Genomic DNA, 13,144 nt, shown 5'->3' with positions numbered 1-13,144 from the left:
CTACAAACAAAAAACCCGAAAAAACTATTTTTCGGGTTTGTATCTAAATATCGATCGATTAAAAATCGCGATCTACATCAAAAGCTTCTAAATACTCTGCTACTCTTTTCACAAAACTTCCTCCTAAAGCTCCATCAACAACTCTATGATCGTAAGAGTGAGACAAGAACATTTTTTGACGGATTCCAATAAAATCACCTTCTGGTGTTTCGATAACCGCAGGCACTTTACGAATCGCACCAAGAGCTAAAATTCCAACTTGAGGCTGATTGATAATTGGCGTTCCAAAAACACTTCCAAATGTTCCAACATTTGTTACTGTATAAGTTCCTCCCTGTGTATCGTCTGGTTTTAATTTTCCAGCTTTTGCACGATTTCCTAAATCATTAACAGCTTTTGCCATTCCAACAAGATTTAATTGATCTGCATTTTTAATTACAGGAACAATTAGATTTCCGTTTGGCAATGCGGCTGCCATTCCTAAATTAATATTTTTCTTTTTGATGATATAATCTCCATCAACAGAAATATTCATTCCCGGAAAATCTTTTAAAGCTTTTGCAACAGCTTCCATCATAATTGGAGTAAAAGTAAGCTTCTCGCCTTCTCTTTTCTCAAAAGCGGTTTTCACTTTATCCCTCCATTTTACAATATTTGTTACGTCAACTTCAATAAATGATTGTACGTGAGCCGAAGTTTGAACTGAAGCCGTCATGTAACCTGAAATCAGTTTACGCATTCTGTCCATTTCGATGATTTCATCACCTCCATTAACAGAAACTGGAACTGCCTGCTGACTTTTTTGAACTATTGGCTCTGCAGCTTTTGGCGCAGCAGCAACAGTTTGCGGCGCAGGAGCACCTGATTTTCTATTTTCTATAAACTTTAGAATATCTTCTTTGGTTACGCGTCCATCTTTTCCTGAACCTGCAATATTGTTCAATTCAGCAACAGAAACCCCTTCTTCTTTTGCAATATTTTTCACTAAAGGAGAAAAGAATTTATCTGATCCAGAAAAATCTTGCGGTACAGAAACTGCTTCTTTAACTGTTTCTATTGTTTTTTCAATTTCTACTGCTTCTACAGGAACTGCAGTTTCTTCAACAGCTTGCACAGCTGGAGCATCACCTTCTGTTTCAATAATAGCAATGGTTTCTCCTACTTGAACTAAATCATCTTTACCAAACAATTGTTCAACTAAAACGCCCGACACTTCGCTTGGCACTTCGCTGTCAACCTTATCAGTTGCAATTTCTAGTACAGCTTCATCAGCTTCAATTCTGTCTCCAACTTCTTTCAACCAGTTTGTAATGGTTGCTTCAGCGACACTTTCTCCCATTTTTGGAAGTTTTAATTCAAATCTTGCCATATTGTTATCCTCAAGGGTGATTTTGATTATCAGATTGCGAAATTACTGAATATTTTAAATATAAATTACATTTAATATAATTTTTTACTCAATTTCTACAATTTGACCCATGTCATTTCGCGAATTGCTTCCAATTATAAAATTTGTATTTTTAGGGAAAATCTTAAAAGTAATGTTCTTATCTTTAAGAGTTTCTATGATTTTGATACATTTTTTGAATGAAACATACTGATTATCCAAAATTATCTCAATGTTTTTCCCCTTAAAAACCTGGCACGAATTTACCATTTTTTCTTTTTTGAAATCGAAAAACTGCACTTTATTTTTTAAAATAGATGGTAATTTTTCAGACAAATTTTGATTTGAGGAATAAAAAATAAAACTTTCAGGCGATGGTTTTACTTTTATTTTCGCTTGAAACATTTTGAAAAATGAAAAAGCAAAACTTCCTATTTGAATAAAAAATGTAAAAAACCAAGATTTCTTAAAATGCTTTTGATAAAAGTAATTCATTGCTTCTTGAAAACGCATCATATATTTTTCGTCCTTTACTGTACTTTCTCCTTTATAGTGTAAAACAGTAGTTTCATGAAAATAATAATTTGATTTTTGCTTTAAAAGTGCACGATAAGACAAGTCAATATCATCTGCATACATAAAACAATTTTCATCAAATCCTCCTAGTTCAAGGTAAAAATCTCGTTTCATAAACATAAAAGCTCCCACTAAAATCTCAACTTTTCCGCTTTGATCTTTATTTAAATGCTGTGCATAATAACGATTAAATATTCGTGATTTTGGAAATACTTTGTACAACCCAAAAATCTTTGTAAAAGCAACCCAAGGAGTTGGAATACCTCGTTTGCTTTCGGGCAGAAAACTTCCTGTACCGTCAATTAGCTTACAACCTATTATTCCTAAATCTTGTTTTTCTTCGGCGAAAGCCAAAATTTTAATAAATGTATCTTCTGCAACAACTGTATCCGGATTTAAAATACAAATATATTTTCCAGCCGTATATTGAACTCCAATATTGTTGCCTTTTGGAAAACCAAAATTGCGATCGTTCTGAATTAGTTTAATGTTAGGGAATTTATTTTTCATCATCAAACAACTATCATCAGATGAATTATTATCTACTACAATAATTTCGGCATCAAGTGTTAAAAGTGCTTCTTGAACACTCAAAATGCATTGTTCGAGAAAGTAACGCACATTATAATTAAGTATAACAACCGATAATTGCATGTAATTTTAAGTAATTTGATTTTTGGGGAAGTTAGAAATTTTCGGTCAAACCTAATCGCAACGACCAATCGTTTTTGCTGACTCCAAAATCCAGTACCAAATTACTATTATTCTGTTTATTCCATTTGATACGTAATCCTATTCCAACAGCGGGATTCCATTTACTAAACTGATAGGTGTCTAATTTTGAAACTGAGGAAATATTCGTAAAAAATACAGCGCCCCAAAAACCATTTTTTGAAATATCAGTACGATATTCGGTTTCAAAATAGATAAGTGCATTACTTCTAAATCTATTTCTGGTAAAACCGCGACCTGTTTTCCCGTCTCGATCCCAACCAATACTTGGCAGATCGAGATAATGCGGTTTTCCTCCAAAAGTTGACCAATAAAAGGCCCTGTAAGCTAAAACTCGATGTTTGTGTTTATTAAAGGAATGATATTTTCTGGCATCAAAATAAATAGAATTCCATTTTTTTCCATCAACTCCGCTTGTATTTATTCTATAATCTGCCTCGACATATAAACCTTGTTCTGGATTCACAATGTTTTCTCTGGAATCATACAACCCTTGAACAGCAAATCCTAACGAAGTTTCATCTGTAAAATCGCCGTTCATATATTTAGAATAATCTGTTTCTTCATCTATATAGGAATCTTCAGAAATATTTTGATAATTATCAAACAATACGCCCAATCCCATTCTGAAATTACCAATAACTTTTCGGGTCGTAAATTGATAAAATCTCCATTGCTGATAATCCAGAGTCGACATTTTATCTTCGGTATTATGCCTTCCCAATCCATAAGTATCCTGCGGATAAATCATATACCTATAATCTCCAATAAAATTCCACTTATTATCAGCCGTGTAAATATAAGACTGCACAGGAAAAACATATTGTTTCGTAAAACTAAAATAAGGAGAAAAAGTTATTTGAGACATTTTTGTTGTTTTGCTGTCTCCTAAATAAAATGTAGTTAAAAATGACACTACTAATCCGGCACTTTTATTTGCATCTATAGGAACTGGAAGCAAAGAAAAAGCTACTTTTTTTTCTGGTTTTATGCGAACAGAATCGTTTTTATGGAAAAGCTTATACAATACATCTAAAATGTCTTTTTGATTATTCGAAATGGAATCATTTTGTGCGTAACAAAATGATATCCAAAAAAAGAAAAATAAAACAAGTATTGATTTTGCTTTTTTCATTTCGTAAAGTTTTCGAAAACAAGTTCTTACAAATTTAAAATTTTATTTAGTATAGGTATCTCTTTCAAAATAATAAAAAAGAAAATTATATTTTTGAAGATAAAACCTATCTATTTTATGAAAAACAAACCATCGATTGTTCTGAGTTATTTTCTTTTTTCTTTAGTCTTGCTGTTCATGTATGGTTTTTCTCCATTAACCGTTTCTTCAAGCTCAAACTTAGATCTTGTAAAAACTTCGACATGGTATATTGCAGGCCCAACGAAAGAGACACAGGAAACCATTAATAAAATGAGAAAAGAAAAGGGTTTCATTAAAATTACCGCAAAAGAAAATCCTGTAGGCGCAATCGAGCTGAATGTAATGATTACTGAATCTGATTCGAATGACGGCGTTCCCACAAATCTATCTAAAAACTCAAAATATGTGAGTATTACCTATAAATCAAATGAATTAATAAAACTGCAGGCTCGCGAAGGAAATAAAGAAGGCACTGGATGCGTGCACGGCGGCTCACACCCAAGAGTTGATCTTCCGATATCTGCCAAAGATTTTACAACAATAAAAATTCCGTGGACAGAGTTCAAACAAGATGGTCTTGCACATGGAAAGATTTTAAACATTCATAACCTTTGCAAATTCAATTTTGTAAACTACAATCCAACATCAAACGCAGTTTTAGAAATAAAATCTGTTCGTATTCATTAACCGTTTATTACAAATAGATCTCTTGTTTGACTTACTATAAATGAAGCTGTATTTTATACTTATTACATACTTTCATAACAAAAAGCATAATTGTCGAAAACACAAGTGACCAAATTATTCCTGGAACTCCTACTCTAAAGTAACCTGGAATAATATGAAATCCCAAAGCTTTGCAGAAATAATAAATTACTCCGGGAAGAATATAAATTAATAAAGGATTTGCTGCAGCCGGCATAAAAAACGCACTCCATTTTGTTTGCTTCTTAACTTCCATTAACCAATACAAAAAGTAAAACAACACCGTACAAATCCCAGCAGAAAACATAGTCCAAGAAGGTGTTCCTTTTATTTTTGAAATTCCAAAATAAGGACGCAAAAAGCAGCCAATTGCAAAAAACAAAACGACAAAACCAATTACAGGCCAGTTTATTTTTAGCTGCGTTTTCCTGTCAAAAAACAATAAAGAGATTATTACTCCTGCGCTCACTAAAGCAGCGTGCGTTAAATGTCCGGCAATAAATTTAAACCAAGGCAGATTTGAAAGTGGAACATCGGCACTTAGATTTATTGAATTTGCAATTACACAAACAAACAAAAATGCGATCATCGCCCACAATCGTCCTGAAACAAGCCAATAATAAATTACCGAAAATAGATACGCCCAGCCAATTAATCCTAGAATACCCCACCATTTAGGCGTTATTCCAATTTCGCCGGTATCTCGCACATATAAAAAATAAAGAATAACCAGAACGAGCATTCCGCCGTAATGAAGACTATTTTTTAACCAAACTGGGAAATCTTTAGGATATTTATTCCAAATAGGAATTGGCATTGCATAGGCTAAAAGTGCCCAAAGAACTGGAGAAATAATCATTTTTGAAGCATCAAAACCATATTCGGCATTAAACATAAAAACGCCAATAATGATTAGAGCTAAAGCTCTTTTTAAGGTATGAATCCAAATTACTTTAGGACTGTCTCCTTTTAGTAATCTGGCATTGAAAGCAAACGGAATTGACATACCTACAATAAACAAAAAAGCAGGAAAAACTACATCAACAAAAGTCATCGCATCTGCATCTGCAGGCATATGTCTAAGCCATTGCGGGACTTCTTTTATACTTGCCAATTCATTTACAAATATCATTACAAAAATGGTAATTCCACGTAAAGCATCTATCGATATAATCCTTTGATTGTATAAATTTTCTTTAATTTTCATAAATTACTTTGTTTTTGGCAATAACAAATTTAAAATAATAGACGAGATCTCGTTTTTATTTCTCATAAATATTTCAAAAAAACTCTATCTTAAAACTGTATCTAAAATGAATTGCAAAAATCAAAATACAACAAAAAAGCCTTTTTCATGTTAATCTCTTAATACCGTATTTTTGTTTTTGTTAATGCCTATTTGTAAATGAAAAAAGTAATTTTCTTTTTCCTCATAATTTTCTCTTCAGCTTATTCGCAGGTTTCTGGCTGTACAGATCCTCTTTCTAAAAACTACAATCCAAAAGCAACTCAAAATGACGGAAACTGTCTTTACAAAAACATAAAAGTAAAACCTGCATATTCAATCAAATTAAGTGACTCTGTTAAAGAAACTTCAGGACTAATTGCATTCGACAACTTAATATGGACACACAATGACGATCATGATAAAACTATTTACGGATTGGACTCTATTGGGAAAATTAGACGGAAAATTATTCTTGAGCACGCTGTGAATAATGATTGGGAAGAAATATCACAAGACAGCACACATATTTACATTGGCGATTTCGGAAATAATACAAGCGGAAATCGAACTGACTTAAAGATTCTAAAAATAAACAAAACATCATTTTTAAATGAGAATCCAATTATTGAAACAATTTCATTTAAGTATTCTGATCAAACTGATTTTTCTGCAAAGAAGCCAAACACAACCAAATTTGACTGCGAAGCTTTTATAGTTTCAAAGGACAGTATTTATTTGTTTACTAAACAATGGAAATCATCTAAAACCAGCATTTACGTTTTACCTAATCAAGCTGGAAATTATATTGCACAATTTAAAAATACAATTAACACAAAAGGTTTAGTTACGGGTGCCGTTTTTCTTGAAAACAAAAAAGCAATTGTTCTTTGCGGCTATTCAAAACTCGGAAAGCCTTTTCTCTATTTATTATATGATTTTAAAAATGAATCCTTTTTATCAGGAAATAAGCGTCGAATAAATCTAAAACTCCCATTTCATCAAATTGAAGGAATTACCACAAAAGACGGACTTCATTATTTTATTACCAATGAATCTTTGGTTCGTAAACCCGTCTTAAATAATCCGCAGCAAATACATTATTTTGATTTGAGTTCTCTTCTAGGTTCGTATCTCCATAAATAATTCGCAAATGCAAGATAATAGTTTACTTTTGCAGAAAGTTATGTTTTTCAAAACATTCATAACTCATATTTTATAACTTATAATTACAAAAGTGAATTACTTATCTGTAGAAAATATATCAAAGTCATTTGGCGAAAGAGTCCTTTTTGACAACATTTCTTTTGGAATCAACAAAGATCAAAAAATTGCTTTTATTGCCAAAAATGGTTCTGGAAAAACAACTATTATGAGTATCATTAATGGTTTAGACGAACCAGATACCGGACAAGTTGTTTTGAGAAAAGGAATTAGAATGGCTTTTCTGTCGCAAGACAATAATTTGCAGGATGAACTTACGATTGAAGAAAGTATTTTCGCTTCAGACAATGAAACGCTTAAAATAATTGAAGCATATGAAAAAGCACTAGAAAACCCAAATGACGAAGAAGCGTACCAAAAAGCTTTTGACGGAATGGATCAGCATAATGCTTGGGATTTTGAAACGCAGTACAAACAAATTTTATTCAAGTTAAAACTTGAGGATTTTAAACTTAAAGTAAAAAATCTTTCTGGAGGGCAAAAAAAACGTCTTTCATTAGCCATCATATTAATCAATCGCCCTGATTTATTGATTCTAGATGAGCCAACCAACCATTTAGATCTTGAAATGATTGAATGGCTTGAAAGTTATTTTGCCAAAGAAAATATCACCTTGTTTATGGTAACGCACGACCGTTTCTTTTTGGAACGTGTCTGCAATGAAATTATCGAATTAGACAACGGGAAATTATATCAGTACAAAGGAAACTACTCTTATTATTTAGAGAAAAAAGAAGAGCGAATTACTTCTGAAAATTCTAGTATTGATAAAGCAAAAAATCTTTTTGTAAAAGAATTAGAATGGATGCGCCGCCAGCCAAAAGCGAGAACAACTAAATCTAAATCACGTCAGGACGATTTTTATGTAATTAAAGAAAAGGCACAAAGCCGACGTAAAGAAAACAAAGTCGAACTTGAAATTAATATGGAAAGAATGGGAAGCAAAATTATCGAGCTTCACAAACTTTCTAAAAAATTTAAAGACCGTGTTATTCTGGACAACTTCAGTTTTGATTTTCAGCGCGGCGAGAGAATTGGAATTATTGGTAAAAACGGAACAGGAAAGTCTACCTTTTTAAATTTACTAACCGGAACAATTCCGCCAGACAGCGGCAGGGTAGTAAAAGGCGATACTATTAAAATTGGATATTATACGCAGTCTGGAATTAATCCAAAACCAGGTCAGCGTGTAATTGATATTATAAAGGAGTACGGAGAATATATTCCGCTTGCAAAAGGAAAAATCATTTCGGCTTCGCAATTGTTAGAGCGTTTTCTTTTTGATGCCAAAAAACAATACGACTATGTTGAAAAATTAAGCGGAGGAGAATTAAAACGTTTGTATTTATGTACTGTTTTAATTCAGAATCCAAACTTTTTGATTCTAGATGAGCCAACAAACGATTTAGATATTGTAACACTAAACGTTCTGGAAAGTTTCCTTTTAGACTACCCAGGATGTTTATTAGTGGTTTCGCACGACCGTTATTTCATGGATAAAATTGTCGATCACTTATTTGTTTTTAGAGGAAATGGAGAAATCGAAAATTTTCCTGGAAACTATTCTGATTTCCGTGCTTATGAAGACAGTGCCGATGTAGCTCAAAAAGAAGAAAACAAAGCCGAAAAGAAAGACTGGAAACAAAACAATCCTACTGGAAATTTAAGTTTCAATGAGCAAAAAGAATATCAAAAAATCGAAAGAGAAATCAAAGATTTAGAAATAGAAAAAACTAAAATCGAACAACTATTCTCTGACGGAAAAGTTGCCGACGCCGATATTGAGAAAAAAGCAAACGAACTGCAAAACATCATAAACAAAATAGATAAAAAAGAAGAACGCTGGTTTGAACTTTCGGCTAAACTTGAAAGTTAATATTTCAGTTATAGATTTTCGTTTTCAAAAAAATCATTTTTTCGACTAAAACATAGACTAAAGACTAATTTTATATATTTACGATCTTTAAAAACAAATACCACATGAAAAAATTATTAGTTGCTTTTTCAATTCTTACCTTTTTTATCTCTTGTTCAAGTGATTCTGGATTAGAAAAAATTCCTGAAAAAATAGATTACAGCGTTGAAAACGAAAAAGAAATCACAGATTATCTAGTTAAAAACAATTTAACAGCAAAAAAAACAGACACTGGTTTACATTATATCATTACAGAAGAGGGAACCGGCAAACAACCCATTACACAATCATCTGTTACTGTTACCTACAAAGGCTCTCTTACCAATGGAAAAGTTTTTGATCAAAATGCTTCGGGCGCAACTTTCCCATTAAGCAAATTAATTTTAGGATGGCAGCAAGGATTACCCTTTTTTAAAGAAGGCGGAAGTGGTATTTTGTTTGTTCCAGCACATTTAGGATACGGCAGTTATTCTGTTTCTGACATTCCAGGAGGTTCTGTTTTAATATTTGAAATTAAACTGATTACCGTAAATTAATTCGCCTGAAAACGAAATATTATAAGAATGCTTTTTCAAATACAATCTTATCTAAAATTTCTTTGGAATTCTAAAAACGAACATGGTGTTCACTCCCCTTTCGTTTTTAGTCTGCTCACAAAATGTTTCTATGACAAGAAACCTAAACCAGAATATAAAATTCTAAAAAAATACAGAAAGTCACTTCTTGAAAATAAAAATTTCATTGAAGTAACTGATTTCGGTGCAGGTTCAAAAGTATTTAAATCCGATAAAAGACAAATTTCTAAAATTGCATTGACGGCTGGAATTTCTCCAAAACGTGCTGAATTATTATTTAGAGTAACCAATTATTTCAACCCAAATAACATTCTTGAAATAGGAACATCATTAGGTTTAGCAACTTCTGCCCTAGCTCTTGGAAACACAAAAGCAAAAGTTGTTACTATTGAAGGATGTGCACAAACTGGAGATATTGCCAAAAATCAATTAGAAAAATTTGATTGCAAAAACGTTGAAAACATAATTGCAGAATTTGAATCATTTTTAGTTTCTGAAAATCTAAATTCTAAAACATACGATCTAATTTACTTTGACGGTAATCATTCTAAAAAAGCAACTTTGGCTTATTTTGAAAGTTTATTGCCAACAATCAACAACGATTCGGTTTGGATTTTTGATGATATACATTGGTCTGCAGAAATGGAAGAAACTTGGGAAATCATAAAAAATCACCCAAAAGTAAAAGTTACTATCGATACCTTTCAATGGGGATTTGTATTTTTTAGATATGAACAAGAAAAAGAGCATTTTATAATTAGAGCATAAAAAAAGACGATCAGTGATGATCGTCTTTTTTATTTCAATAAAAAGTTTGAACATTATTTTTTAGCAGCTGCAGTTTCTTCAGACTTCGCTCCCATTCTATTTACTGTATACATAGGCGCAAACTTAAGTTTCAAACCGGCAATTTTTCTGTTATCTTCGGCAGTAAGACCTTCTTTTTCAACTGTATTTTTACGGCTGTCAAGTGCCTCATACATAAGTTTAACTTCATCCCAGTCTTCTCTCGAATACTTATCTTTATTATTCTCAACCGTATGAACAAATTGCTGGTAAACACTATGAATGTTTTTAGCATTTACCCAATCAAAATTCATATCATCACCAATCTTGCCTTCACCAAATAAGGCATTTCGTAATTGTTGTTTTGGGCTTGGACTTGGGGCAAAAAGGACAGCCATCTCATTTCTAAACTCTTCATATTTAACTTTACTCGTATTTATTTTCTCCGTTGCCGCAGTATTGTCTTTAATATCCGCCAAAGCCAATTGTGCTTCTTCTGCTCTTTTATCATATTCAGTTTCTACACCTTTCCAATTTTCTTTCAAATCATCAGCGGTTACATTTTTAACTGAATCGACATAAGCCACATAAGAATCTATTGTTTTTTGAGCTTTTTCTTGTTTCTCATCTTTACACGAAGTAAAAATTAATGCAATAAATGCAATTCCTGACACTAATTGTATATTTTTCATAATTCTGATTATTTAAGATTACATAACAAATATAGTTATAACCTTAAGCGTTTTATTACACAATTATCACTTTTACAGCGTTAAATACAATATAATTCAGTAAAATTTAAAAAACATGATAATTACATAAAAACAACTCAAAATGGTATAACAGCATTTTCGATTCTAATTTTATATTATCCAAACAAGCACAAAAACGTAAATCAATATAAAAAACTTCATTTTGTAACATAATTCAATTTAAAACTACTTATCGTTTATTGAAAAGTGTTTTGTACTTTTAAATCCAAAAATTGTAAAACGAAATGGCAAATCCATTAATTAAAATAACCGACATAAAACGAAATTTTGTTTTAGGTAATGAAATTGTATATGTTTTAAAAGGAATTAATTTAGAAATCAACAAAGGAGAATATGTTGCATTAATGGGGCCTTCGGGATCTGGAAAATCAACTTTAATGAATTTATTAGGTTGTTTAGATACGCCAACTTTTGGGCGATATATTTTAAACGGAAAAGATGTCAGCCAGATGAAAGACGATGAATTGGCAGGAATTAGAAACAAAGAAATTGGTTTCGTATTTCAAACCTTTAATCTTTTGCCAAGAACAACTGCCCTAGACAATGTTGCATTACCAATGATTTATGCCGGACATTCAAAATCAGAACGTAATGCGAGAGCAGTTGAAGTACTAACGCAGGTTAATCTAGCTGATAGAATGGATCACCAACCTAATCAGCTTTCTGGAGGACAACGTCAGCGTGTTGCTATTGCTCGAGCTTTGGTTAACAAACCTTCTATTATTTTGGCCGATGAACCAACAGGAAACTTAGACAGTAAAACTTCGGTAGAAATTATGAAGCTTTTTGGCGATATCCACGCACAAGGAAATACAGTAATTTTAGTAACACACGAAGAGGATATTGCAGCCTATGCGCATCGCGTTATTCGTTTAAGAGACGGATTAATTGAAAGTGATACCACGAAATAGTTTAACCGCTTATTTGGTTAAATGTTTAATCGGAAAAGAAAAGCCTTAGAATCTTAAAAAAACCAGATTAACACAAAGAGAAAAAACTTAGAATCTTAGAATCTTAGTATCTTAGAAACTTTCTTAGCATCTTAGCACCTCAGAACCTTAGTATCTTTAAAAAAATGAAAGTATATACAAAAACAGGTGACAAAGGAACTACGGCTCTTTTTGGAGGCACGCGAGTTCCTAAAGATCATATCAGGATTGACAGTTACGGAACTGTTGACGAATTAAATTCTTACATTGGATTAATTCGCGATCAAGAAATGGATTCTCATTATAAAACTATTCTAATAGAAATTCAAGATCGCTTATTTACTGTTGGAGCAATATTAGCAACTCCACAAGAAAAAGAAGTTTTAAAAAACGGTGAACTTCGTTTGAAAAACTTAGGCATTATTGATTCTGATATTGAATTACTTGAAAACGAAATCGACAAAATGGAGGAAAGTTTACCGCCAATGACTCATTTTGTTTTACCGGGCGGTCATCCCACCGTGTCACATTGTCATATAGCACGCTGCATTTGCCGCCGAGCAGAACGTTTGGCAGTGCATTTAAGCCATAATGAACACGTTCCTGAAGTAGCAATCAAGTACTTAAACCGACTTTCTGACTACCTTTTTGTCTTGGCACGAAAGTTGTCCTCAGACTTAAAAGCGGAGGAAGTGAAATGGATTCCTCGCAAGTAAAATTTTAGATTTTAGAGCTTCGTTTTTAGATTTTTTTCAATGTATCAATCTAAAATCAACAATCTAAAATCTGCAATTTAAAAGACGTTCTTAAATTTTATTAAAATAAATCAAAATTTACTTGTCTTTTTCAGTAAAAAATTTATTTTTGCACAAACTAAACAGATAACAGATGTATTGGACATTAGAATTAGCATCTTATTTAAGTGATGCGCCATGGCCTGCTAACAAAGACGAACTTATTGACTACGCTATTAGAGCTGGTGCTCCATTAGAAGTAGTAGAGAACCTTCAATCAATCGAAGATGAAGGCGAGATATATGAATCAATGGAAGAAATTTGGCCTGATTATCCAACAGACGAAGATTATCTTTGGAATGAGGATGAATATTAAAAAATAAACCAAAGGAAAAAGTCTCATCATCGAGGCTTTTTTTTTGGTTCA

The 13,144-nt window shown here is 32.3% G+C and carries 13 protein-coding genes; 8 read left to right on the top strand and 5 right to left on the bottom strand.

Going from position 1 to position 13,144, the window contains the following annotated elements; translation table 11 throughout:
- Nucleotides 1-58 precede the first annotated feature (58 nt).
- The 3 genes from BOW57_RS00445 to BOW57_RS00435 all read right to left on the bottom strand — a co-directional run bounded on the left by BOW57_RS00445 (nucleotide 59) and on the right by BOW57_RS00435 (nucleotide 3,830).
- Complete coding sequence (locus tag BOW57_RS00445) at nucleotides 59-1,369, bottom strand: dihydrolipoamide acetyltransferase family protein (protein ID WP_129052655.1); 1,311 nt, start codon at nucleotides 1,367-1,369, stop codon at nucleotides 59-61.
- Nucleotides 1,370-1,453: 84 nt separating this feature from the next.
- Nucleotides 1,454-2,617 carry a glycosyltransferase family 2 protein gene (locus BOW57_RS00440; RefSeq protein ID WP_129052654.1) on the bottom strand — a complete coding sequence of 388 codons (1,164 nt, stop codon included), beginning with the start codon at nucleotides 2,615-2,617 and terminating at the stop codon, nucleotides 1,454-1,456.
- Between the two features lie 31 nt (nucleotides 2,618-2,648).
- Nucleotides 2,649-3,830 carry a hypothetical protein gene (locus BOW57_RS00435; protein ID WP_241687354.1) on the bottom strand — a complete coding sequence of 394 codons (1,182 nt, stop codon included), beginning with the start codon at nucleotides 3,828-3,830 and terminating at the stop codon, nucleotides 2,649-2,651.
- A 117-nt stretch (nucleotides 3,831-3,947) separates the two neighbouring features.
- On the opposite strand from BOW57_RS00435, the gene BOW57_RS00430 reads away from it, so the two are divergent.
- Nucleotides 3,948-4,538: a hypothetical protein gene (locus BOW57_RS00430; RefSeq protein WP_129052653.1), complete on the top strand. Its 591-nt coding sequence runs from the start codon at nucleotides 3,948-3,950 to the stop codon at nucleotides 4,536-4,538.
- A 34-nt stretch (nucleotides 4,539-4,572) separates the two neighbouring features.
- Here the strand turns inward: BOW57_RS00430 and BOW57_RS00425 are convergent, their stop codons facing one another.
- Nucleotides 4,573-5,763 carry a DUF5009 domain-containing protein gene (locus tag BOW57_RS00425; protein WP_129052652.1) on the bottom strand — a complete coding sequence of 397 codons (1,191 nt, stop codon included), beginning with the start codon at nucleotides 5,761-5,763 and terminating at the stop codon, nucleotides 4,573-4,575.
- A gap of 198 nt (nucleotides 5,764-5,961) precedes the next feature.
- Between BOW57_RS00425 and BOW57_RS00420 the strand changes: the two genes are divergently transcribed.
- The 4 genes from BOW57_RS00420 to BOW57_RS00405 all read left to right on the top strand — a co-directional run bounded on the left by BOW57_RS00420 (nucleotide 5,962) and on the right by BOW57_RS00405 (nucleotide 10,263).
- The gene (locus BOW57_RS00420) at nucleotides 5,962-6,927 is read left to right on the top strand and encodes a T9SS C-terminal target domain-containing protein (protein WP_129052651.1); all 966 of its coding nucleotides are present in this window, start codon (nucleotides 5,962-5,964) and stop codon (nucleotides 6,925-6,927) included.
- 91 nt (nucleotides 6,928-7,018) lie between these two features.
- Nucleotides 7,019-8,881 carry an ABC-F family ATP-binding cassette domain-containing protein gene (locus tag BOW57_RS00415; protein ID WP_089052922.1) on the top strand — a complete coding sequence of 621 codons (1,863 nt, stop codon included), beginning with the start codon at nucleotides 7,019-7,021 and terminating at the stop codon, nucleotides 8,879-8,881.
- Nucleotides 8,882-8,985: 104 nt separating this feature from the next.
- Nucleotides 8,986-9,456: an FKBP-type peptidyl-prolyl cis-trans isomerase gene (locus tag BOW57_RS00410; RefSeq protein ID WP_129052650.1), complete on the top strand. Its 471-nt coding sequence runs from the start codon at nucleotides 8,986-8,988 to the stop codon at nucleotides 9,454-9,456.
- A 27-nt stretch (nucleotides 9,457-9,483) separates the two neighbouring features.
- Entirely contained in the window at nucleotides 9,484-10,263 is a 780-nt protein-coding gene (locus BOW57_RS00405) for an O-methyltransferase (RefSeq protein WP_129052649.1), read from the top strand.
- 53 nt (nucleotides 10,264-10,316) lie between these two features.
- Here BOW57_RS00405 and BOW57_RS00400 read toward each other — a convergent pair whose 3' ends face one another.
- Nucleotides 10,317-10,973: a DUF6565 domain-containing protein gene (locus tag BOW57_RS00400; RefSeq protein ID WP_089052919.1), complete on the bottom strand. Its 657-nt coding sequence runs from the start codon at nucleotides 10,971-10,973 to the stop codon at nucleotides 10,317-10,319.
- A 305-nt stretch (nucleotides 10,974-11,278) separates the two neighbouring features.
- Between BOW57_RS00400 and BOW57_RS00395 the strand changes: the two genes are divergently transcribed.
- The 3 genes from BOW57_RS00395 (at nucleotide 11,279) to BOW57_RS00385 (ending at nucleotide 13,093) form a co-directional block, all read left to right on the top strand.
- Nucleotides 11,279-11,965, top strand: a complete 687-nt coding sequence (locus tag BOW57_RS00395; RefSeq protein WP_129052648.1) for an ABC transporter ATP-binding protein — start codon at nucleotides 11,279-11,281, stop codon at nucleotides 11,963-11,965.
- 164 nt (nucleotides 11,966-12,129) lie between these two features.
- Entirely contained in the window at nucleotides 12,130-12,699 is a 570-nt protein-coding gene (locus tag BOW57_RS00390) for a cob(I)yrinic acid a,c-diamide adenosyltransferase (RefSeq protein WP_089052917.1), read from the top strand.
- Between the two features lie 172 nt (nucleotides 12,700-12,871).
- On the top strand, nucleotides 12,872-13,093 hold the full coding sequence (locus BOW57_RS00385) for a DUF2795 domain-containing protein (protein ID WP_007138072.1): 222 nt from the start codon (nucleotides 12,872-12,874) through the stop codon (nucleotides 13,091-13,093).
- Nucleotides 13,094-13,144: the final 51 nt, after the last annotated feature.

This window comes from Flavobacterium sp. YO64 (assembly GCF_004119505.1).
Lineage (GTDB): Bacteria > Bacteroidota > Bacteroidia > Flavobacteriales > Flavobacteriaceae > Flavobacterium > Flavobacterium oncorhynchi.
The sequence above is the reverse complement of the archived record's forward strand: the minus strand, read 5'-3'. Positions and strand labels throughout refer to the sequence as shown.